Genomic DNA, 21,868 nt, shown 5'->3' on the forward strand with positions numbered 1-21,868 from the left:
ATCAAGTACCGCCCGGCCGAACCGGGCGTCCGCCCTAAAAACCCTCGCAGGCGCGCTAGCTAGCGTTCCGCGGGATGACAACGGTCATTGAAGGAGACGAAAGATGGCAGTCCGCGTTGCAATTAACGGTTTTGGCCGCATCGGCCGCAACATCCTGCGCGCCATCGCGGAGTCCGGCCGCAAGGACGTCGAGGTGGTCGCCATCAACGATCTCGGACCGGTCGAGACCAACGCGCATCTGCTCCGCTTCGACTCCGTGCACGGCCGCTTCCCGGGAACCGTGACCGTCGACGGCGATACGATCAATCTCGGCAACGGCAAGATCAAGGTGACCGCCGAGCGCGATCCTTCGAAGCTGCCCTGGAAAGATCTCGGCGTCGACATCGCGATGGAGTGCACCGGCATCTTCACCTCGAAGGACAAGGCCGCCTTGCATCTGACCGCCGGCGCCAAGCGCGTGCTGGTCTCCGCACCCGCCGACGGCGCCGACGCAACCATCGTCTACGGTGTCAACCACGACACGCTGACGAAGAATCATCTGGTCGTCTCGAACGGCTCCTGCACCACCAACTGCCTGGCCCCGATCGCCAAGGTGCTGAACGACCTCGTCGGCATCGAGACGGGCTTCATGACGACGATCCACGCCTACACCGGCGACCAGCCGACGCTGGACACGCTGCACAAGGATCTCTACCGCGGCCGCGCCGCGGCGATGTCGATGATCCCGACCTCGACCGGCGCTGCGAAGGCGATCGGCCTCGTGCTGCCGGAGCTGAAGGGCAAGCTCGACGGCGTCGCGATCCGCGTGCCGACCCCGAACGTCTCGGTCGTCGACCTCAAGATCGTCGCCAAGCGCGCCACCGACGCCAAGGAAGTCAACGCGGCGATGAAGCGCGCCTCCGAGCAGCAGCTCAAGGGCATCCTCGGCTACACCACGGCACCGAACGTCTCGATCGACTTCAACCACGACCCGCACTCCTCCACGTTCCACGAGGACCAGACCAAGGTGCAGAACGGCACGCTGGTGCGCGTGATGTCCTGGTACGACAACGAGTGGGGTTTCTCGAACCGCATGGCGGACACCGCCGTTGCGATGAGCAAGGTGATCTAAGGGAGCGCGATGCTTCCTGCCTGGATCGGAATTCCTGGCGTCATCCTGCTGTTCGCATTGATCGCGTACGGCATGCGCCAGGGAAGCAAGGTAACGACCAGGCAGGAAGGCAATCCACCTGAGCGCGATGCGCCGTAACGTCGCCAGTTAACGAGTGATCAGAAACATGGCCAGATTTCGCACCCTCGACGACGTCGACGTGAAGGGCAAGCGCGTGCTGCTGCGCGTCGATCTCAACGTGCCCATGGACAACGGGCGCGTCACCGACGCAACGCGGCTCGAGCGCGTCGCGCCGACCATTACCGAAATCTCCGACAAGGGCGGCAAGGTCATCCTGCTCGCGCATTTCGGCCGGCCGAAGGGACGCGACCCCAAGGATTCGCTCAAACCGGTGGCCGAAGCGCTGTCGAAGGTCGTGAAGAAGCCGGTTGCATTTGCCGACGATTGCATCGGCGAGCCCGCGGCCAAGGCCGTGGCGGCGCTGAACGATGGCGACATCCTGTGCCTGGAAAACACCCGCTTCCGCAAAGAGGAAGAGAAGAACGATCCCACCTTCGTCGCGGAATTGGCAAAGCTCGGCGACATCTGGGTCAATGACGCCTTCTCCGCCGCGCACCGCGCCCACGCCTCGACCGAGGGCCTCGGCCACAAGCTGCCGGCCTATGCCGGCCGCACCATGCAGGCCGAGTTGGATGCGCTGGAAAAGGCGCTGGAAGCACCGACCAAGCCCGTCATCGCGATCATCGGCGGCGCCAAGGTCTCGACCAAGATCGACCTCCTGGAAAACCTCGTCAGCAAGGTCGATGCGCTCGTGATCGGCGGCGGCATGGCCAATACCTTCCTGCACGCCCAGGGCGTTGCGGTCGGCAAGTCGCTGGCCGAAAAGGATCTCGCCGCAACGGCGGTGCGCATCATGGAGAAGGCCGAGGCCGCGAACTGCGCGATCATCCTCCCGGTCGACGCCACCGTCGCCTATCATTTCGCCGCCAATGCGCCCTCGCATGCCTACGGGCTCGATGCGATCCCGGCTGATGGCATGATCCTCGACGTCGGCCCGCAATCGGTTGTGCGCATCCATGCCGCGATCGACGATGCGGCAACGCTGGTCTGGAACGGCCCGCTTGGAGCCTTCGAGCTTCAGCCGTTCGACCGCGGCACCGTGGCGGCCGCCAAGCACGCCGCCGAACGCACCAAAACCAAGAAGCTGATCTCGATCGCAGGCGGTGGCGACACCGTCGCGGCGCTCAACCAGGCTGGTGTCGGCTCCGATTTCACCTATGTCTCGACCGCCGGTGGCGCATTTCTTGAATGGATGGAAGGCAAGCCCCTGCCCGGCGTCGAGGTTTTGCGCACAAAGTAAGTTAGTTGGCCGGAAGGCCGAAACGGGAGAAAAACAGAGATGGCTCGGATCACGTTGCGTCAATTGCTCGACCATGCGGCGGAGAACGATTACGGCGTACCGGCCTTCAACATCAACAACATGGAGCAGGCGCTGGCGATCATGGACGCGGCCAACCAGGTCGATGCGCCCGTCATCATCCAGGCCTCGCGCGGCGCGCGCTCCTACGCCAATGACGTCATGCTCAAGCACATGATGGACGCGGTCACCGAGATCTATCCGCACATCCCGGTCTGCGTGCATCTCGACCACGGCAACGAGCCGGCGACCTGCATGACCGCGATCCAGGCCGGCTTCACCTCCGTCATGATGGACGGCTCGCTGAAGGCCGACGGCAAGACCCCCGGCGACTGGGGCTACAATGTCGGCGTCACCAAGACCGTAACGGACATGGCCCATCTCGGCGGCATCTCGGTGGAAGGCGAACTCGGCGTGCTCGGCTCGCTCGAGACCGGCATGGGCGACAAGGAAGACGGCCACGGCGCCGAGGGCAAGCTGTCGCACGACCAGCTCCTGACCAATCCGGATGAGGCCGTGAAGTTCGTCAAGGAGACCCAGGTCGACGCGCTCGCGATCGCGATGGGCACCTCGCACGGCGCCTACAAGTTCACCCGCAAGCCGGATGGCGACATCCTTGCCATGAACGTGATCGAGGAGATCCACCGCAAGCTGCCGAACACGCATCTTGTGATGCACGGCTCCTCCTCGGTGCCGCAGGAGCTTCAGGAGATCATCAACGCCAACGGCGGCAAGATGAAGCCGACCTGGGGCGTGCCGGTCGCCGAGATCCAGCGCGGCATCAAGAACGGCGTGCGCAAGATCAACATCGACACCGACAACCGCATGGCGATGACCGGCCAGATCCGCAAGGTCCTGAAGGACAACCCGGAAGAGTTCGATCCGCGCAAGTATCTGAAGCCGGCCATGGAAGCCATGACCAAGCTGTGCAAGCAGCGGCTCCAGGAGTTCAACACCGCCGGCCAGGCCTCCAAGATCAAGCGCGTCCTGACCACCGCCGAAATGGCCAAGCGCTACGCCAAGGGCGAACTCAACCCGAAGATTGCGTGATCTATCCCTCCCTCTCCCCGCCCCTCGCGGGGAGAGGGTTGGGGTGAGGGGCCGCCTCAGCAAATGCGGTAACAGTCGAATTCGCGGAGAGTCCCGCTCACCCGCATCGCATCTTCGATGCGATGCGACCTCTCCCCGCAAGCGGGGCGAGGTAAGCGGTCGCCCAGACCGGTCAAAAACGCAGACCCTAACGATCTCCCCCCTTTACCCTGCGACCAACGTTAACTCGGCAATTGCCCGAGAACGGTCTATTTTCGCGGGCAAGGCAGAAACGTTTTGGGAGGACCTCTCGATGAATCTGACTGAGCTCAACAAGGTCGCACAGGCCATGGTTACGCCCGGCAAGGGCATCCTCGCCGCCGACGAATCCTCCGGCACCATCAAGAAACGTTTTGACGCAATCGGTGTCGAATCCACCGAAGACAACCGCCGCGACTACCGCGAGATGCTGTTTCGCTCCAAAGACGCCATGAGCCAGCACATCTCCGGCGTCATCCTCTATGACGAGACGATCTGGCAGAATGCCAAGGATGGCACCCCGCTGGTGAAGCTGATCGAAGCGAGCGGCGCCATTCCCGGCATCAAGGTCGATGAGGGCACGCAGGCACTGCCGATGTGCCCGGGCGAGCTCGTTACCGTCGGCCTGGACAAGCTCGCCGAGCGGCTGGAGAAATACTATGAGCGCGGCGCCCGCTTCGCCAAATGGCGCGCGGTGATCGACATCGGCAGCGGCATCCCCTCGATGACGGCCATCAGCGTCAACGCGCATGCGCTGGCGCGCTACGCGGCGCTGTGCCAGGCCACGCAGATCGTGCCGATCGTCGAGCCGGAGGTACTGATGGACGGCGACCACGACATCGACCGCTGCTATGACGTCACGCAGCGCGTGCTCAACAAGACGTTCCAGGAATTGCGCGTGCAGCGCGTCGCGCTCGAAGGCATGGTGCTGAAGCCCAACATGGCAGTCTCAGGCAAGAAGTGCCCCAAGCAGGCCCCCGTCGCGGAGGTCGCCGAGAAGACCGTGCGTCTGCTGAAGGCGTGCGTGCCGGCCGCAGTGCCCGGCATCGCATTCCTCTCCGGCGGCCAGTCCGACGAGGAGGCAACCGCGCATCTCGATGCCATGAACAGGCTTGGCCCGCTGCCGTGGCGGCTGACCTTCTCCTATGGCCGCGCGCTCCAGGCCGCGCCGCAGAAGGCCTGGTCGGGCAAGGCGGAAAACGTCGCGGCCGGTCAAAGCGCCTTCGCCCATCGCGCGCGGATGAACGCGCTCGCCAGCCGCGGCGAATGGGACAGCGGGCTCGAAAAGAAGGCGGCGTAGACTTGTCGAACAATTCCGCTTCCGCGCGCCCGGCGCCGCGGCTTTATCTCGCGACGCCGCTCGTCGACGACCCCGCTTCCCTTCTCGGCGAGCTGCCCGCTCTGCTCGCCGCCGCCGATGTCGCGGCCGTGCTGGTGCGACTGAAGGAAACAGACCAGCGCACGATGATCACGCGGGTGAAGGCGCTGGCGCCGGTCGTTCAGAAGGCCGGCGCTGCGTTGCTGCTCGACGGCCATGTCGAGCTGGTCGCGCGCGGCGGCGCCGATGGCGCGCATCTGATCGGCATCGCCGCGCTCGAAGAAGCCATGCCGTCGCTGAAGCCGAACCGCATCGCCGGCGTCGGCGGGCTCACGACCAGGCATGATTCCATGAGCGCAGGCGAGATGGGCGCGGATTACGTGCTGTTCGGCGAGCCCGACGCAAACGGCCAGCGCCCCTCGGTGCAGGCGATCGCGGAGCGGCTGGACTGGTGGGCAGAGCTGTTCGAGCCGCCCTGCGTCGGCTTTGCCACCTCATTGGCGGAAGCCTTCGAGTTCGCCGCTGCGGGCGCGGATTTCGTGCTGGTTGGCGATTTCATCTGGGCCGACCCGCGCGGGCCGAAGGCTGCGCTGGTCGACGCGGAAGCCGCGATCAAGAAGGCCTATGCGGAAGCGCCCGCAAGCCGGGAGCATGGCTAGCAGCCGATCATGAAGCCCCCGCTTTCCACATCGTTCCTGGCGCTGTTACTCCTCGCCACGCCTGCGGCCGCGCAGCTCTCGCTGACGCCGCCGGCGGCAACGCCGAGCCCTGCGCCCGAGAAACCCAAAGAAAATCCAAAGGAAAATCCAAAGGAAAAATCTGCGGCCAAGCCGCACGCGATCACCAAGAAGAAGGAGGCCGCGCCGGCGCCAAAACCCTCGGCCTCGCCGAGCCCGCCGCCGGCCGCGACCGTGATCCCGGCGCCGCCGACAGACAATTCCAATGCCGACCTCGTGTACGGCGCCTATCAGCGCGGCCAGTACAAGACCGCCTTCGACCTTGCTACCGCGCGAGCGCAAGCCGGCGATCCCAAGGCGATGACCATGCTGGGCCAGCTCTATTCCAACGCCCTCGGCATCAAGCGCGACTATGTCAAGGCCGCCGAATGGTACAAACGCGCGTCGGATGCCGGCGACCGGGAGGCGATGTTCGAGCTCGCGATGATGCGCGTGGCCGGCCGCGGCGGCCCGATCGACAAGGGCGACGCGGTAAAACTGCTCGCCTCAGCCGCCAAGCTCGGCGAGCCAAAGGCCGCCTACAATCTCGCGCTGCTCTATCTCGACGGGCAGACGCTGCCGCAGGACGTCAGGCGCTCGGCCGAGCTGCTGCGCCAGGCCGCAGATGCGGGGCTACCCGAGGCGCAATACGCGCTCGCGACCTTCTACAAGGAAGGCACCGGCGTGCCGAAGGACATCGACCGGGCGGTGCGGCTGCTTCAGGCCGCCTCGCTCGCCGACAATGTCGATGCCGAGGTCGAATATGCCATCGCGCTGTTCAACGGCACCGGCACGCCGAGGAACAAGCCAGCCGCTGTGGCGCTACTGCGCAAGGCGGCCCGCCAGGGTAGCCCAATCGCACAGAGCCGACTGGCTTGGGTGCTGATTTATGGTGACGGTACGCCGGTAGACAAGATCGAGGGTTTCAAATGGCATCTTATCGCCCGAACCGCCGGCAAGGGCGAACCCGATCTCGACAAGCAATTGAGCGATCTGGCCCCCGAGGACCGGGCCAAGGCCGAGGCCGCCGCCAAGAAATGGCTCGGGACCAAATGACTTGACGCCAGCCCGGCCGCAGGGCACCCAGTCCCCAAATCGAGCGGCTAGAGCATGATCCGGAAAAGTGCGTAGCGGTTTTCCGAAAAGATCATGCTCAAACAACAACCTGAAGCGCGATGACGGTTTATCCCAATCTCATCGCGCTTGAGGGCCGAATTCCTGCAAATCAAGACTGATCTCATGCTGTATTCCGCAACTATCAACGTCATGGTCAAAGCCGCGCGCCGCGCCGGCCGCAGCCTCAAGCGCGATCTCGGCGAGATCGAGCACTTGCAGGTCTCGCTGAAGGGCCCTGCGAATTTCGTCTCGCTCGCCGACAGGCGCGCCGAAGAGATCCTCTACCAGGACCTCGCCAAGGCCCGCCCCGGCTACGGCTTCATCGGCGAGGAAGGCGGCACGCGTGAAGGCACCGACAAGAGCCACACCTGGATCGTCGATCCCCTCGACGGCACCACCAACTTCCTGCACGGCATTCCGCAATTCGCGATCTCGATCGCGCTGTCGCGCGAAGGTACCGTGATCGCGGGCGTGATCTACAACCCCGCCAATGACGAGCTCTACATCGCCGAGCGCGGCAAGGGCGCCTTCCTCAACGACCAGCGCCTGCGGGTGGCCGGCCGCCGCCAGCTCAACGAATGCGTCATCGCCTGCGGCCTGCCGCATATCGGCCGCGGCGACCACGAATCCTTCCGCCGCGAGATGACCGCGATCCAGGACCGCGTGGCGGGCCTGCGCCGTTTCGGCGCCGCCTCCCTCGACCTCGCCTTCGTCGCCGCCGGCCGCCTCGACGGCTACTGGGAGCGCAATTTGCAATCCTGGGACATCGCTGCCGGCCAGATCATGGTCCGCGAAGCGGGTGGCACCGTCAGCGACATCGAAACCCCGGGCGACGCACTGGTGACCGGCCACGTCGTGTGCGGCAACGAGTTCGTGCACGGCGAGTTGGTGAAGATCTTGCGGAAGTCGGCGTAATAAGCCGCCACGTTCTCCGCTGTCATCACCCGCCTTCCATGTCCCCGGACTAAACAGAAAGCGGGTGATCCAGTATTCCAGAGACGTTCGTTGGATACGGACGGAAGCGGCGGACTCGATGCCCTGCCTGCGGGGAATTATATATTCGAGAAGTAAAGCCCGGCGACGGTGAGGGCAGCAAAGATTGCCCATGGAACGGCTTGATCTCGCAAGACACCGCCGCGACATGCCGAAGACAGCGTACCGGGAAGCCAGTATCCCGCCCTACCTGACATAGCCGGGTTGGTTATCGATCGGCTTTCGGAAATCACGCCAAACGTAGAGAGCGCCCGTAAGTATGTAAGCGATCGCCATGACGGCCACGATTCTCATCGATCACTTGCCCCTTCCCAAACCGCTGGCGCGGCAGCGCTGCGGCTCGATCTGCCGCGGCTAAGAATCATCATCGCCCGATTCCTCGTCGCGATATTCCCCGCCGAGAGTCAGGCCCTCGATCGTCGTAGCCCCTTTCGACTTGATGACCCGGCGAAGCGGGACAGAGCTCTCGCTTCGCAATGCCTCCATCAGCTGTTCCGAATGGGTGACGATCCAGATGTCGGCGCGGCGTGATGCCTTGGCGATCAGCCGGGCCAAGGGCGCCAGGAGCGAGGGATGCAAGCTAGCCTCGGGTTCGTTCAGCGCGATGAACGGCGGAAGCCGATAACCCATGAACACCGCGAGCAGACAAATGTATTTCAGCGTCCCGTCGGATAGTTCATGCGCCCTGAACGGCCGCGGCATATCCTCCAGCTGCAGATCAAACTCGCACAAGCCGCTCGCTTCCCATGCGCGGAGCTCAGCGCCCGGGAATGCATCCTGGATGGCGTCCTGAAGGTCGATGGCGTCTTCCCTGATAGTATAGAGCGTCGCCAGGGCCGCAGCCAGATCGCTTCCATCGGCGCTGAGCGAGGGCGTCGTGATCGCCAGACAGGGCTTTCGTATCGGTGACGCCGGATCGGTACGAAAGTCGTGATAGAATCGCCAACCGAGGATTGCGTTTCTGATCACATCGATTTCGGGGCATTCCTTGCCATCGGAAAAACCCGCAAGCGCCGTCTCGGACGGCAGCACCGCATCCTTGTGGCTGCTCCAGGTGCCGCTCTCGCCGCGCACGCTGACAAGCGCGTTCTTCCGCTCCATCAGCTGAACCGTTCGCTTGCCCTGTGTCGCCTCGATAGTTTCGGCCTTGATCATCGGCTCGCCGGAAAACGCTGCCTCGAGAGGGCCGGGAAATCCGATCTCGATGGAATATTTGAGACGGTCGAACCTGGCCGACAACCGTAGTCGCCCATCCTCGCCACGCTTGCGAATGCCGGACCAGCAGACTGAATTCAATCCACCTTCGTCGGCGATCGTGCGCGTGATCCGCCCGGTCGCCGCGTCGCGCAAAAGCGACAAGGACTTGTAGAGATTGGATTTGCCGACGCCATTCTCGCCCACGAAGACGGACAGGGGATGGATTGGTATCGAGAGCCGCCGAATGGAGCGATAGTTCGAGATCGCAATGTCGGTCGGACGCATCACATGCTCTCAATCGGCAGGCTGTACGTGCTTTCGCGGCGCGAATGCACATGTTCAATCCAGGGATGCACTCTGGATCGACGCTCCTGCGAAAGCAAGCCGAACGCCTGTTTGACGTCGCGCGACTTGGAGGCCGCAAGATCGCGGCCTCCCGTCTCAGGTCACACGGCGGCTGTTACCACGCCACCCATTTGCGGCCGCGCCAGTAACCGCGGCCCTCGTGCTCGCGGAACGCAAACTTTTCGCGCGGGCCCCAGTGCCATTTGTCCTCGTGAACGACGACCCCTGCTTCGTGAGGAAAGTCGTAGGCCTCATGCGTGTGCCAGCAGGTGTGGCCCTGGCACATGATTGCCGCCGATGCGGTGAAGGTCGACATCATCAGCACGCCGGTGCCGACAGCAGCAGCGGAAAGAAGCTTCTTCAACATTTTGACGATTTCTCCGTGGAACCCCTAACCCCGCGGGCAATCAGATTTGCCTACGTCGGGTTCCGTCAGAGAATGTGAAGCTTTGGTAAGGATTCGCGCGGAGCTATCGCTTAACCTCCGCCGGCGGCCCATACGCCTCGCTGTCCTTCGCGGCCTTCGGCTCCCTGTCTCCCGCCAGCACGCGCTGCACGGAGACGAAGAACACCGGCACCATCAGCAGCGCCAGGATCACCACCGCGATCATGCCGCCCATCACGACGGTGCCGAGCGATTGCTGGCTGGCGCCGCCGGCGCCGTGGGCGATCGCCATCGGCAGCACGCCGCAGATGAAGGCAAGGCCGGTCATCAGGATCGGGCGGAAGCGCAGGCGGCAGGCCTCGATGGTGGCTTCCACCAGTGGCTTGCCCTCTTTGCGCAAGTCCTTGGCGAACTCGATGATGAGGATCGCATCCTTCGCCGCAAGGCCGATGATGGTGATGAGGCCGACGGTAAAATAGACGTCGTTCGGAAGCCCGCGCAGCATCGCCGCGATCACGGCGCCGGTGACGCCGAGCGGCACGGTCAAGAGCACCGCGAGCGGAATGGTCCAGCTCTCATAGAGCGCGGCCAGACACAGGAACACCACGAACACCGAGAGCGCGAGCAGGAACGGCGCCTGCGAGCCCGACAGCTTCTCCTGCAGCGACTGCCCGGTCCATTCATAACCGAAGCCGCGCGGCAGTTTGCCGGCAAGCTTCTCCATCTCGGCGATCGCATCGCCCGAGGTGAAGCCGGGCTTTGCCTCGCCCGAGATGCGCACCGCCGGATAATAGTTGAAACCCGCGATCTGCGTCGGCCCGCGCGACCATTCGACCGTCGCGAAGGAGGAGAAAGGCACGAGCTGGCCGCGACTGTTCTTGACATTGTAGTTGAGGATGTCCTCGGTCTTCATGCGGTCGCGCGCGTCGGCCTGCACCACGACGCGCTGCATGCGGCCGCGGTTCGGGAAGTCGTTGATGTAGTTCGAGCCGAGATTGGTCGAGATCGTGTTGTTGATGTCCTCGAAGGTGACGCCAAAGGCGCCGGCTTTTTCGCGGTCGATCACGAGATTGACCACGCCCGCCTCGGGCAGGCCCTCGATATAGACCTTTTGCAGCACGGGACTCGCATTGGCCTCCGCGATGAGCTGGTCGGCGGCGCGCATCAGGGCCGGATAGCCCTTCTGGCCGCGGTCCTGGAGGCGGAACGAAAAGCCCGAGGAGTTACCGAGATTATCGATCGGCGGCGGCTGGAGCGCCGAGATCTTTGCGTCACGGATCGAGGACAGGTCGCGGTTGATGTCGGAGACGATCGCGGCGGCAGACTCCTTCGGGCCGCGCTCCGACCAATCCTTCAGCGTGATGAAGGCCTGCGCGGTATTCATGCCCTGACCCGAGAAGCTGAAGCCGGTGAGGAAGGTGACGTCCTTCACGCCGGGGCGTTCGGCGAGATATTTCTCGACCTTCTCGATCACCGCCTCGGTGCGGGCATAGGACGAATCCGACGGCGCCTGCACGTCAGTGGTGACAAAGCCCTGGTCGTCGACGGGCAAGAAGCCGCCGGGCAGGTTGACGAAAGCCCAGGACAGGCCGACCAACAGTGCGGCATAGACCAGCATCAGCCGTCCCGTGCGCTTCAGCGAGAAGCCGACGGTGCGGGAATAGCCCTGCTTGCCGCCCTCGAGCATGCGGTTGAACCAGCCGAACACGCCCTTCTTCGCATGGCCATGGCCGGCCGCGACGGGTTTGAGCAGCGTGGCACACAGCGCCGGCGTCAGCGACAGCGCGAGGAAGGCCGAGAAGCCGATCGCGGCGACCATGGTGACGGAGAACTGGCGGTAGATGATGCCGACCGAGCCCGGGAAGAACGCCATCGGCACGAACACGGCCATCAGCACCAGCGTGATGCCGATGATGGCGCCGGTGATCTGCGACATCGCCTTGCGCGTCGCTTCCTTCGGCGGCAGGCCTTCTTCGGCCATGATGCGCTCGACGTTCTCGACCACGACGATGGCATCGTCGACGAGGATACCGACCGCGAGCACCATGCCGAACATCGAGAGCATGTTGATGGAGTAGCCGGCGAGCAGCAGCGTGGTGCAGGCGCCCAGCAGTGCCACCGGCACCACGATGGTCGGGATGATGGTGTAGCGAATGTTCTGCAGAAATAAGAACATCACCACGAATACCAGCACCACGGCCTCGACCAGCGTCGATAGTACCTTCTTGATCGAGGCCTCGACGACAGGCGTGATGTTGTAGGGAATCTCGTAACTGATGTTGGCCGGGAAGAAGCGCGACAGCTCCTTCATCTTGGCCTCGACCGCGCTCGCGGTCGCGAGCGCATTGCCGGTCGGCGACAGCAGCACTGAGAGGCCCGCGGTCGGCTTGCCGTTCAGGCGGGTGTTGAACTGATAGCTGAGACCACCGACCTCGACGCGCGCGACGTCGCGCAGCCGTACGGTCGAACCATCGGGATTGGCGCGAAGGATGATGGCGCCGAACTCATCCGGGGAGGAGAGCTGGCCCTTGACCAGCACCAGCGCGGAGATGCGCTGGTCGGCCGTCGACGGCTCGGCGCCGATGCTGCCGGAGGCGACCTGCGCGTTCTGCGCGCTGATCGCCTTGTTGACGTCATCCGCCGTCAGCCCATAGCCGACGAGCTTTGCCGGATCGACCCAGACGCGAAGCGAGCGCTCGGTCGAATAGAGCGTGGCGCGGCCGACGCCGGGGATGCGGCGGATCTCGCCGAGCACGTTGCGGATCATGAAGTCGCCGAGCCCGACCTCATCCAGGCTGCCGTCGGTCGAGTTCAGCGTGATGATCTGCAGCACGGCGCTCGATGCTTCCTCGATCAGGATACCCTGCTGGATCACCGCGCGCGGCAGCCGCGCCTCGACACGCTTGATGCGGTTCTGCACCTCGACCGAGGCCGCGCCGGTGTCGGTGCCAGGAACGAAGTTGGCGATGATCTCGACCTGGCCGAGCGAGTCGCTGGTCGATTCGAAGTTGAGGATGCCGGAGGCGCCGTTGAGCTCCTCTTCGATCAGCCGCGTGACACTGTTGTAGAGGTTTTCCGGTGAGGCGCCGGGGTAGCTGGTCGAGATCGAGATCGAGGGCGGCGCGATGATCGGATATTGCGCGATCGGCAATAGCGGGATCGAGATTGCGCCGATCAAGCAGATGAACAACGCGACCACCCAGGCGAAGATCGGCCTGTCGATGAAGAAGCTCGGCATGGCGCGTTACCGCAAGGCCCTGGCGTGCTGGGCATCCGCCGTCGCATCGGCCTCGGCCCAGGACTGCGGCTTGACCTTGTCGCCGGCGGCGAATTTCTGGAAGCCTTCGACCACGACCTTGTCGCCGGCCCTCAATCCGTCGGTGACGAACCAGATGCCGTCCTGCACCGAGCCGGTGCGCACCGGCTGCACCGCGATGCGGTTGTCGTCCTTGACGACGAACACCTCGCTGCCGCCACCGCCATTGCGCTGGATCGCCTGCTGCGGCACGGCAATCGCATCGGCATCGATGCCCTGGTCGATGCGGACGCGGACATACATGCCCGGCAGCAATTCGCGCTTGGGATTGCGGAACTCACCGCGCAGCGTCACCTGGCCGGTATGGGCGTCGACCTTGGCGTCGGAGAACAAGAGCTTGCCGTCGAGCGAATAGAGCGTGTTGTCGTCGAGCACGAGGCGGACTTTCGCGGCATCGGCCGCGATGCGGTCGAGATCGCCGTTCTCGAAGGCGCGGCGAAGCTGGTTCAGCTCGGTGACCGACTGGGTGAAGTCGGCATAGATCGGATCGAGCTGCTGGACCGTGGCGAGATTGGTCTCGTTCTGCACCACGAGCGCGCCTTCGCTGACGATCGCCGCACCAACGACGCCGTCGATCGGCGCGCGCACGGTGGCGTAATCGAGGTTGAGTTTGGCGCGCGCGAGCTCCGCTTTGCGGCCCTCGACCTCGGCCTGGGCCTGGCGCTCGGCGGCGATCGCCTTCTCGTTCTCGGCTTCGGGGGCGGCACGCTGGCTGGTGAGCGTGGCGATGCGGCGCGCCTGCTGCTGCGCCTGCATCAACGCGGCCTCGGCCTTGGCGAGCCCTGCCTCATTCGCCATCACCTCGACCTCGAACGGCCGCGGATCGATGCGATAGAGCGCTTCTCCCGCCTTCACCTCGCTGCCCTGGCGGAACAGACGCTCGACGACGATACCGGAGACGCGCGGCCGCACTTCGGCGACGCGCGTCGGCGCGATGCGGCCGGGCAACTCGCGCACCACGGCGCGCGATTGCGGCTTGACGACGACGATGCTGACATCGGGTTCGGAAGGTTGGACGGCGGAGACCGCGGAGCTGGATTCATCACAGCCCGCAAGCAGCGGCGCAAAGGCCGCGAGCATCATTGCAACGCATGCCGATCGCGCTCGAAGTCCTGACATGAAGTGGGGTGCCCCGGTGTTGTTGAACAAAGCAACACGCACGGAACAATATCGAAGCGATTCCGCGCGGCTGATCCGGTCAAGATAGAATGCGCGTGCTGCGACGCAACGCATGCTACGGGCGGCTCAATGTCACACGCGCTAGGGCGCTGAGTTCGTGGCCGTTTTCAGACCTCACTGGCTTGTGAGTCAGGCTCCAGGTCCACAACTGCGACAGAACATCGCAAGCAATCGTTACGAGCCCGGGCATGTACGCACAAAGATGTAGATGATCTCGGCTTCTGACGGCTAAGCGGAAAATTCCGCAATCAATTAGAAAATTTCCGCTTGCGACCTTGGTTGTGTAGAAACGCGCTGGCGGTAGCATTGACGCCGTCGGCCGTCGTGGGCGGTTCTGCAACAGCCGACGGACGGATGTGGGGGGCAGCTACGCCCTCATCGCCGCTATTAGCGGTTTGGTGCCCATGATGTTGATGACGCGCGTCATATTATAAGCCAGTACGTGCAACGCCATCTCGGCGGCAACCCGTGGCAGCGTCTTCATCAGGAAGTGGGTTGCACCCATCCGGGCTTTGATCGTGCCGAAGGGATGCTCGACCGTTTCCCGCCGCCGGCGCATCTTCTCCGGATGCTCGTCGAGCCGGCGCTGTACGGCCTCAAGAATATGCTCATGCTCCCAACGGGTAATCCGGCGCTCCTTGCCTGTGGTGCAACTGTTCTTGATGGCGCAGCTCTGGCAAGCGTTGGTCGAGTAGCGGTACAGGACCAATCCATTTTCCTTGGTTGTGAAGGAGTAGGTGAGCCTTTCACCGGCAGGACATACGTAAACGTCCTCCGCCACGAGGTAGCGGAAGTCTTGCTTGCCGAAGCGTCCTTCCGCCTTTGAGTGCGACGTCATTGGCTTTGGCAGCGTGACCGTAATGCCTGCTTTCTCGCAGGCCAGGATCTGCTCGCTGCTGAAGTAGCCGCGGTCGGCGACTGCATCGAGGTTCTCCACTTCCAGCGTCGCCTTGGCCTGCTCGGCCACGGCCGAGAGCTGCGATCGATCAGTCCCGACGTTTGTCACCTCATGCGTGATAATCAGATGATTTGCGGTGTCGACGGCGACCTGAACGTTGTAGCCGACAACACCGGAGCCGCGCCCACTCGTCGCCATCGAGCGGGAATCGGGATCCGTCAGCGATATCTGCTGATCCGGAGTGGCGAGCATTTCCACCCTGAGAACCTCGAGACGCTGCATCTGCTCCTTCAGCTTCGCGATCTTCTCTTTCAGGTGGCTCGTCTTGGTTTTAAGTGCCTCGGACGGCTCCTGCCGGTCGGCGGTGTCGAGCTGCTGCAAATAGCGTCCGACACTCTCCTCAATCTGCACCAAGCGCCGGTCCATCTTGGCGCGCGTGAAGTTCTTGTCGCGATTGTTGACCGCCTTGAACTTGCTGCCGTCAATGGCGACACTGGCTTGCGTAAGCAAGCCCATCATGCGGCACAGCGCAACGAAGCGTGCGCAGACTTTGCGGATGGCGGTGCCATTGTCCTTGCGGAAATCGGCAATCGTCTTGTGATCTGGAGCCAAACGTTCCGTCAGCCACATCACCTCGACGTTGCGCCCAGCCTCGCGCTCAAGCCGGCGACTCGACTGGATCCGATTGAGATAGCCGTAAATGTAGAGCTTCAGCAGGACCGATGGGTGATAAGAGGGTCGGCCGGTCGCCTCGGGCTCGACACCGTTGAACCCAAGCTCGGCTAGATCGAGTTCATCCACAAAAACATCGATCACCCGAACCGGATTGTCCTCGCTGATCCAGTCTCCCAGGCATTCAGGAAATAGCGTGCTCTGCCCGCGATCAGTGCCCTCAACGAAACGTCTCATCCGATCCCCCGCAAATCGCGCAGGAATCATATCGCGAGAATCAAATCCGACGACGCGTTTTTACACAACCTGGACCCTGAACGGACGCGGCAGACATGGAAAAACTGGACGCAATGCGGTCCGACGCGGTCGCCCTAACTCCTGCCGTACTGGTCTTGATCGTAGGCCTGCAGGATGCGAACAAAATCGGCCATGCTGGATCGATCCTGATTTTCGGCCATAGCCGCAACCTGAGTATTGGACGCGGGCTGGCTCCCTTGCCAAAACCACATCAGGAAGTCGGCGACGTTTTTCATGGCGTACTCTCCGCAGCCAATTGTGGCAGTAGACACTCAACTGGAGTGGCAACGCGCGGCTCGATCAAAGGGAAGGCCGGCGGGCGCTACGCCGTAGACCTTGTCCTGCAACTGCCTGCTCGCGGGCCGGTTCCGTTGCTTGTCGCTCTGCATTGGTTAGGTAGCACCGAGCACCTGGGCGACGCCATTGCGCGCAGGTATGAAGTGACCGTACTGAGGTACGCTCGGGCTAATGCATCGGTATAACGCGACGAGACGTCGGTTTAGTCCCGAGGTTCTAGTTCCAAGGGTTCGGATTGGCATCGATAGCCGTGCGAGGTCGCCCCGCCGCGCCGCGCCGACGAGGTGATCGAATAAGGTTGCCGGATAGAGTCAAAGGCAATCGAGGATGCCGTCAGCGTCTCGCCGCGCTCAAGCAACGTCAGCTTGCGGTCTCCCTCCCTCCTCGCCGGTAAGGGCATCGAGATCGATGATCTGTAGATCGTCCCAAGGTGTCTCGTCCTGGCTCCCGCCGCTGCCATGAACGTGCATCAGGGTCTGCACGCGCCTCGCATTGAGATAGTCCACATGCTGGTGCCGCAGGGCGATGGGCAGCAGCGTCTTCGGCAGCTCGACCAGCGCGAAGGCAGGCGCTTTGCGCGACTCGCTGCCCTCCTGCCACTTGAGCGGATTGAGCGTATAGATCAATTGCCGCTCGACCTCCGGAGGCTGCGGGCGCGTGGCGGCGGGCGGCGGCGGCGCGATGTTGACGTTGCCCACCCGCGTGCGCGCTGCCAGTGTCCTCAGCTCCCAGCAGACCAGATCCGCGGCCGACAGCACCTCGCGACGCACCTCGTCCACGCTGGCGGAGAAGCCCGTCGCCTCCGCGACCGTTACTGCACCCTTGGCGACAGCGCCGACCAGCGCTGCTGCGCCCGAAGCAAATTCCGGGACAGCCAGATCGATCGCCGCCGCGAGCGCCTCGATACGATCCGCAAGCAATTCGCGGTCGCGCTGCGCAATGGCGTCGGCCAGTGCACGCTCGGTTGCGACGATCTGTTCGTTGGTTTCTCCGAGTGCCGCGCGCACCGTCTTGACGCGATCCTCAACTGAACGCAGCTCGGCCTCCGCGCGCGCGAGCTTGGCATTGCCGGCGCCGGCCATCGCCAGCCGCTCGGCAGCGACACGTGTTTCCGCAAGCACGGATTCGGCAAGGCCCAGCCGGTCGACCAGTTTTTGCCGCTCCGCCTGTCTACTTTTTAGTGCGCTTTCGAAGCGCTCGACTGGGCCGAGCTCACGCTTGAAGAATGCCATGGCAATATCCTCAGGGATCGCGATCTTTCACCGAATCAGTTGGCAGATCCAATGCCCGAGCCGTAGTTGGAAATTTGGTTAAGATTGCGGCTCACCGAAAAGGCGCGAGACTCACGCGGTCCGCGCGAGTTGCCCGTACGCGGAAGAGAGGAGCCGGCGCGTTAACGATCTGTTAACCATCGCGGCCTAGCCTGTCGTCATCAGCGCACACACGACCGCCCGGTTCAGTCCCAGGAGGACAGCCGATGCCTATTGAGACGCTGACATATGCCGCACTTGGTGCTCGCCTGAAGATCTCGCCATTGGCGGCTCGTTCGCTTGCCAAGCGGCGCCGCTTGCCGCGCTCACTTTCGGATACCGGAAAGGCACTGGTGAGCATTAATCTCGCCGATCTACGGCATACGCCACGACGACCAGGAAGTCGGCAAGCAGGCGACGGCGCGCTGCAAGCAGAAAAGATCCTGGCACTGCAGGTGGAGATCGCGCGGCTCGAAGCAACAGCAGCCGGTCATCGGGCGGATTTCGAGCGGGAGCGAGAGCGCGCCGATCGCCTGACAACTGAGCTGCTGCAGGCGACTGCCGAGGCGACGGCCGCCAAGGAGGCAGCGGCGCGGCTTGAAGGCTCTCTGCGAACCGGCGGCCGATCCGGTGGTTCGACCGACGGCCACGGACAAGCCACATCCCGACTGGGGCATCTCCTCGCCGACCTCGTGGAAGCAGACCGCAGAGCATGCAAGTAGCAATCCCAGTTCTCACATTCTCCAACCCGCCGAAGTAAAGCGTGAGGCAAAAATGACTGACATCACCGATCTTCGCGAGCTGAAAGCGCGCATTGTCGTGTTCGGGGTCGGCGGCGCCGGCGGCAATGCGGTCAACAACATGATCGCGGCTGGGTTACAAGGCGTCGACTTCATCGTCGCCAATACGGACGCACAGGCGCTCACCATGTCGAACGCCAAGCGCGTCATCCAGATGGGCACCCAGGTGACTAAAGGCCTTGGCGCCGGCTCGCAGCCCGAGGTCGGGCGCGCCGCAGCCGAAGAGGTGATCGACGCGATCCGCGATCATTTGACCGGCGCACATATGGTGTTTGTGACTGCCGGCATGGGCGGCGGCACCGGCACCGGGGCAGCGCCTGTGATAGCCAGGACCGCGCGCGAGCTTGGCATTCTCACCATTGGTGTGGTCACCAAGCCATTTCACTTCGAGGGTCAGCGCCGCATGCGCCTTGCCGAAGCGGGCATCGCGGATCTGCTGAAGGCGGTGGACACCCTGCTGATCATCCCGAACCAGAATCTGTTCCGGGTGGCCAACGAGAAGACCACATTCGCCGCTGCTTTTGCCCTGGCCGATCAAGTGCTCTATTCGGGTGTGGCCTGCATCAGCGACCTCATCGTCAAGGAAGGTCTGATCAATCTCGATTTCGCCGACGTTCTCTCCATCATGCACGAGAAGGGCAAGGCGATGATGGGCAGGGGCGAGGCCTCGGGCGCAAAGCGCGTGCTCAACGCCGCCGTGGCCGCGATTTCCAATCCATTGATCGAGGACCCGTCGATCAAGCGAGCCAGTGGCCTCATCATCTCCATTACCGGCGGCAGGGACCTGACACTGTTCGAGGTCGACGAAGCTGCCAGCCGCATTCGCGAGGAGGCCGACCAGGATGCCAACATCATCGTCGGCGCCACTTTTGACGAGCGCCTCGAGGGCATAGTCCGCGTCTCGGTGGTGGCGACCGGCATCGATAATCTTGGGCCGGCACGCCAGGTGCAACAAGCGCAAGGCTCAATCGCGGAACTCGCCGGCAGGCTGGGCAACGACGGCCGTCGCGTCGCCGACCGGATTGAGCGCAGCGCACCGATGCCGCCGCCATTGGAGAGCCCGCCGCCCGCACCGACGGCCCGCCACCCTGAGGGCAGACCCACAAAGCCGACTTCGGAGTCTGCGCGCCATGCGGCTCCGCAGGGCCTCGATCCGTACGGCCGTTCCTCTACGGCACGCAATTGGATCGAGGAGGACGTTCTCGATATCCCGGCCTTCCTGCGCCGCAAGGCCAACTTCTGATATGTTTGGGCGGTCTAACCGCCTCGTCTCACACTGTCGAGAAACTGCTCGCGTTCGCCAGGCGCGTAACCCTGGGAATCTCCCGGATACGGGCCATTGTAATCATCGTACGGTGCCGGCCGGTAGTGGACCGCCGGTCCGGATGGCGCGTAGGCAAAACCCGAAGCGGGGTCGGAGGCGATCGTGCCCTGACCGGGACGAACGATAGCGTGCCCTCGGTGCGTGTGATGCACTGTAGCCGCGTTCGCAGAGCCACACAGGGTGATCAAAAGGCCCAATGCCAAAATAGAACGCATCGCTTTTTCTCCAATCGACAGCCGCGCCTGCTTAGGTAAGGCCCAGGTCGCGCCGTCCCAACAACAGCGGCTTCACGATTAGTCACATCGCTGGCATCACGGGCGCCGGACGTCTTGCGGGGATTTCCCCTCCGGGCTGAACTGGAAGCACCGCGCGGCGGCGCTGGATCGGTCCGCATATGGCCTTCTGCGACATGTGCGCCCGGCAGAACGCCAACTTTGCTGCCGATGCTCGCAATAGAATGCTTCATTGGCGCGAGAAGGGAAGCGGGGCTCACCCGCGTTAGCAGCTTGCACCATCGCACCAGCGGGCTGCAGCCGCTGTTTCGGGAATAAAGGATCGTAGCAAATCGATCGATTGGCTATATTTCCGAAGCCGTTTCTTCCGGCGTTTGGTTGGAGAGAGATGCCCCCGGGGCCACGTCTTTCGCAAAGTGGACGGCCGCGCCTCATGCTTGGCGGCCCGACGATCACGCTCGTCCGCGCAGTGGCGATCGTGATGGCGCTGGGCGCAATTCGCGCGTTCGCCGCTGACATTGGTTATTTGACGCCGCCAAGAATCCCTGCAAAGGAGTTTCCCTCACCTAGGCGTCCGGTTGCGCCGATCGCCAGCCTGAGTCGCTCCACCGAGGAGCACCGCGACTCCCTGAATGAAGCCGGAGAGGTTGCACTTCTTCTTGGGCTAAACCCAGGCATGACGGTCGGCGATATTGGTGCTGGCAGCGGCTACTACACGGTGCGTCTGTCGTACGTCGTTGGTTCCACGGGCGCCATCATCGCCCAGGACGTCATGCGGGATTACCTCATCGAGCTGAGCAGGCGCACGGAACGACTGGGGCTGGCAAACGTCAAGTTCGCGATGGGCGAACCACACGACCCTCGCCTGCCCGCTTCCTCGCTGGATGCCGCCATCCTCGGGCACATGTACCACGAGATAACCCAGCCCTACGCCTTTCTCTATAATCTCGCGCCCGCCTTGAAGCCGGGCGCTCGGATCGGAATTGTCGATTTCGAGCGTCCGACCTCAAGGCATGGCACGCCGATTGAGCTGTTGCGTTGCGAATTATCCGCCGTTGGCTATGGCGAGATCGCCACGTATCAGCTCGCAGGCGATGGTGGATATTTGGCGGTGTTTGTCCCACCGCTGGAAGCGGGTCGAAGATCTCCCCGCGATATAGTTGCTTGTACGGATCATGCCGGCTCGCGCTAGGTCGATGGGGACTGCCGTTTAAGCCAGGTCAAGTGCTAAGGCTTCCGACTGGGGGCGACGAACGGGTTACTCTCAACGTCGGCGTGGCTGTTTCTCTCAAAACATGATTCCAGGCGTTCAAGGGCCGCAGTACTTCCGTCGAGTGGTACCTTCAACGTCGCTCCTTCTCCTCTCACCTGGAGGATATTCGCCGTGCGCACTCTCTCGCTGAGCGGACGGTCCGATAGAGCGATCGTTACGCTCCTGCCTTCAGCCAACGCTTTTGCCTGGACTGATCGCGCACCTGCAACGAGCGTCACATCGTACGCCTTGCCTCTCTCGAGCTTCCATTTCGATGAATCGAGAAACAGGCGCAAGCCGTCATTGGATCTTGCAAACGTTATATCGAGATCATTGGCGGACCGGCTCATCGTGCACCTGTCAAACTTCTCCGCTTTGAATGAAGTTGCAATCGTCCATGGCCCAACGGATGTGGTCTGATCTTGCTCACGCGCAATGACCGATGTGACCGGAATCAGTACGACAGAGACTGCAACTGGCAACCGCATCTTTTCCTCCTGATACCGGGGCAAGGCAGAAACCTAATCAAAAACACTGTATCCTTTGCGCGCGCCGAACGCAGCCGGGACTCATCGCCGGTATTGACCTCAGCGCCCCGACCGCCGTGTTCCATCGCGCCCCATACTCTCCATCGTGCGGCCATGCTTTCGTCAAGACTGCATTCAGAGCTTGGTCGCCGACGTC

18 protein-coding genes are annotated in these 21,868 nt (G+C 63.2%); 10 read left to right on the forward strand and 8 right to left on the reverse strand.

All coding sequences use genetic code 11. The features are described 5' to 3' along the window. Window positions 1-103: 103 nt before the first annotated feature. The 7 genes from gap (at window position 104) to Q2941_RS31665 (ending at window position 7,661) form a co-directional block, all read left to right on the forward strand. Window positions 104-1,111, forward strand: a complete 1,008-nt coding sequence (gene gap, locus Q2941_RS31635; RefSeq protein ID WP_027521840.1) for a type I glyceraldehyde-3-phosphate dehydrogenase — start codon at window positions 104-106, stop codon at window positions 1,109-1,111. 166 nt (window positions 1,112-1,277) lie between these two features. Then, entirely contained in the window at window positions 1,278-2,471 is a 1,194-nt protein-coding gene (locus Q2941_RS31640; protein ID WP_458194854.1) for a phosphoglycerate kinase, read from the forward strand. A 39-nt stretch (window positions 2,472-2,510) separates the two neighbouring features. Beyond that, window positions 2,511-3,578 carry a class II fructose-bisphosphate aldolase gene (gene fba / locus Q2941_RS31645; RefSeq protein WP_027521838.1) on the forward strand — a complete coding sequence of 356 codons (1,068 nt, stop codon included), beginning with the start codon at window positions 2,511-2,513 and terminating at the stop codon, window positions 3,576-3,578. A 292-nt stretch (window positions 3,579-3,870) separates the two neighbouring features. Beyond that, a complete protein-coding gene (locus tag Q2941_RS31650; protein ID WP_458194855.1) occupies window positions 3,871-4,896 on the forward strand; it encodes a class I fructose-bisphosphate aldolase in 1,026 nt (341 codons plus the stop codon). A gap of 2 nt (window positions 4,897-4,898) precedes the next feature. Then, window positions 4,899-5,573 carry a thiamine phosphate synthase gene (locus Q2941_RS31655; protein WP_027521836.1) on the forward strand — a complete coding sequence of 225 codons (675 nt, stop codon included), beginning with the start codon at window positions 4,899-4,901 and terminating at the stop codon, window positions 5,571-5,573. 9 nt (window positions 5,574-5,582) lie between these two features. Continuing rightward, window positions 5,583-6,686 carry a tetratricopeptide repeat protein gene (locus Q2941_RS31660; protein ID WP_254109089.1) on the forward strand — a complete coding sequence of 368 codons (1,104 nt, stop codon included), beginning with the start codon at window positions 5,583-5,585 and terminating at the stop codon, window positions 6,684-6,686. A 183-nt stretch (window positions 6,687-6,869) separates the two neighbouring features. After that, the gene (locus tag Q2941_RS31665; protein WP_458194856.1) at window positions 6,870-7,661 is read left to right on the forward strand and encodes an inositol monophosphatase family protein; all 792 of its coding nucleotides are present in this window, start codon (window positions 6,870-6,872) and stop codon (window positions 7,659-7,661) included. A gap of 432 nt (window positions 7,662-8,093) precedes the next feature. Here Q2941_RS31665 and Q2941_RS31670 read toward each other — a convergent pair whose 3' ends face one another. The 7 genes from Q2941_RS31670 to Q2941_RS31700 form a co-directional block, all read right to left on the reverse strand. Beyond that, the gene (locus Q2941_RS31670; RefSeq protein WP_458194857.1) at window positions 8,094-9,221 is read right to left on the reverse strand and encodes an AAA family ATPase; all 1,128 of its coding nucleotides are present in this window, start codon (window positions 9,219-9,221) and stop codon (window positions 8,094-8,096) included. Between the two features lie 175 nt (window positions 9,222-9,396). Next, entirely contained in the window at window positions 9,397-9,648 is a 252-nt protein-coding gene (locus Q2941_RS31675; RefSeq protein WP_254109091.1) for a hypothetical protein, read from the reverse strand. Window positions 9,649-9,751: 103 nt separating this feature from the next. Next, entirely contained in the window at window positions 9,752-12,904 is a 3,153-nt protein-coding gene (locus Q2941_RS31680; protein ID WP_027521832.1) for a multidrug efflux RND transporter permease subunit, read from the reverse strand. Between the two features lie 6 nt (window positions 12,905-12,910). Next, a complete protein-coding gene (locus Q2941_RS31685; RefSeq protein WP_254109092.1) occupies window positions 12,911-14,101 on the reverse strand; it encodes an efflux RND transporter periplasmic adaptor subunit in 1,191 nt (396 codons plus the stop codon). A 427-nt stretch (window positions 14,102-14,528) separates the two neighbouring features. Beyond that, window positions 14,529-15,968 carry an IS1182 family transposase gene (locus Q2941_RS31690; RefSeq protein WP_458194859.1) on the reverse strand — a complete coding sequence of 480 codons (1,440 nt, stop codon included), beginning with the start codon at window positions 15,966-15,968 and terminating at the stop codon, window positions 14,529-14,531. A gap of 134 nt (window positions 15,969-16,102) precedes the next feature. Continuing rightward, complete coding sequence (locus tag Q2941_RS31695) at window positions 16,103-16,264, reverse strand: hypothetical protein (RefSeq protein WP_458194861.1); 162 nt, start codon at window positions 16,262-16,264, stop codon at window positions 16,103-16,105. 411 nt (window positions 16,265-16,675) lie between these two features. Next, complete coding sequence (locus tag Q2941_RS31700; RefSeq protein ID WP_458194862.1) at window positions 16,676-17,557, reverse strand: hypothetical protein; 882 nt, start codon at window positions 17,555-17,557, stop codon at window positions 16,676-16,678. A gap of 371 nt (window positions 17,558-17,928) precedes the next feature. Between Q2941_RS31700 and Q2941_RS31705 the strand changes: the two genes are divergently transcribed. The 3 genes from Q2941_RS31705 to Q2941_RS31715 all read left to right on the forward strand — a co-directional run bounded on the left by Q2941_RS31705 (window position 17,929) and on the right by Q2941_RS31715 (window position 21,124). Then, window positions 17,929-18,297 carry a hypothetical protein gene (locus Q2941_RS31705; protein ID WP_458194863.1) on the forward strand — a complete coding sequence of 123 codons (369 nt, stop codon included), beginning with the start codon at window positions 17,929-17,931 and terminating at the stop codon, window positions 18,295-18,297. Between the two features lie 52 nt (window positions 18,298-18,349). After that, window positions 18,350-19,618, forward strand: coding sequence for a cell division protein FtsZ (gene ftsZ, locus Q2941_RS31710; RefSeq protein ID WP_458194864.1), 1,269 nt, complete (start codon window positions 18,350-18,352; stop codon window positions 19,616-19,618). A 747-nt stretch (window positions 19,619-20,365) separates the two neighbouring features. Continuing rightward, window positions 20,366-21,124, forward strand: a complete 759-nt coding sequence (locus Q2941_RS31715) for a class I SAM-dependent methyltransferase (RefSeq protein WP_458194865.1) — start codon at window positions 20,366-20,368, stop codon at window positions 21,122-21,124. A 35-nt stretch (window positions 21,125-21,159) separates the two neighbouring features. Here the strand turns inward: Q2941_RS31715 and Q2941_RS31720 are convergent, their stop codons facing one another. Next, window positions 21,160-21,672: a hypothetical protein gene (locus Q2941_RS31720; RefSeq protein WP_458194866.1), complete on the reverse strand. Its 513-nt coding sequence runs from the start codon at window positions 21,670-21,672 to the stop codon at window positions 21,160-21,162. Between the last annotated feature and the right edge of the window lie 196 nt (window positions 21,673-21,868).

It is taken from the genome of Bradyrhizobium sp. UFLA05-153 (assembly GCF_054185185.1).

Coding starts and splice junctions, on each gene's coding strand:
- Q2941_RS31685 (WP_254109092.1), bottom strand. CDS start 14,101: ATGTCAGGACTTCGAGCGCGATCGGCATGCGTTGCAATGATGCTCGCG.
- gap (WP_027521840.1), top strand. CDS start 104: ATGGCAGTCCGCGTTGCAATTAACGGTTTTGGCCGCATCGGCCGCAAC.
- Q2941_RS31665 (WP_458194856.1), top strand. CDS start 6,870: ATGCTGTATTCCGCAACTATCAACGTCATGGTCAAAGCCGCGCGCCGC.
- Q2941_RS31660 (WP_254109089.1), top strand. CDS start 5,583: ATGAAGCCCCCGCTTTCCACATCGTTCCTGGCGCTGTTACTCCTCGCC.
- fba (WP_027521838.1), top strand. CDS start 2,511: ATGGCTCGGATCACGTTGCGTCAATTGCTCGACCATGCGGCGGAGAAC.
- Q2941_RS31700 (WP_458194862.1), bottom strand. CDS start 17,557: ATGGCATTCTTCAAGCGTGAGCTCGGCCCAGTCGAGCGCTTCGAAAGC.
- Q2941_RS31695 (WP_458194861.1), bottom strand. CDS start 16,264: ATGAAAAACGTCGCCGACTTCCTGATGTGGTTTTGGCAAGGGAGCCAG.
- Q2941_RS31715 (WP_458194865.1), top strand. CDS start 20,366: ATGCTTGGCGGCCCGACGATCACGCTCGTCCGCGCAGTGGCGATCGTG.
- ftsZ (WP_458194864.1), top strand. CDS start 18,350: ATGACTGACATCACCGATCTTCGCGAGCTGAAAGCGCGCATTGTCGTG.
- Q2941_RS31680 (WP_027521832.1), bottom strand. CDS start 12,904: ATGCCGAGCTTCTTCATCGACAGGCCGATCTTCGCCTGGGTGGTCGCG.
- Q2941_RS31650 (WP_458194855.1), top strand. CDS start 3,871: ATGAATCTGACTGAGCTCAACAAGGTCGCACAGGCCATGGTTACGCCC.
- Q2941_RS31675 (WP_254109091.1), bottom strand. CDS start 9,648: ATGTTGAAGAAGCTTCTTTCCGCTGCTGCTGTCGGCACCGGCGTGCTG.
- Q2941_RS31670 (WP_458194857.1), bottom strand. CDS start 9,221: ATGCGTCCGACCGACATTGCGATCTCGAACTATCGCTCCATTCGGCGG.
- Q2941_RS31690 (WP_458194859.1), bottom strand. CDS start 15,968: ATGAGACGTTTCGTTGAGGGCACTGATCGCGGGCAGAGCACGCTATTT.
- Q2941_RS31720 (WP_458194866.1), bottom strand. CDS start 21,672: ATGCGGTTGCCAGTTGCAGTCTCTGTCGTACTGATTCCGGTCACATCG.
- Q2941_RS31640 (WP_458194854.1), top strand. CDS start 1,278: ATGGCCAGATTTCGCACCCTCGACGACGTCGACGTGAAGGGCAAGCGC.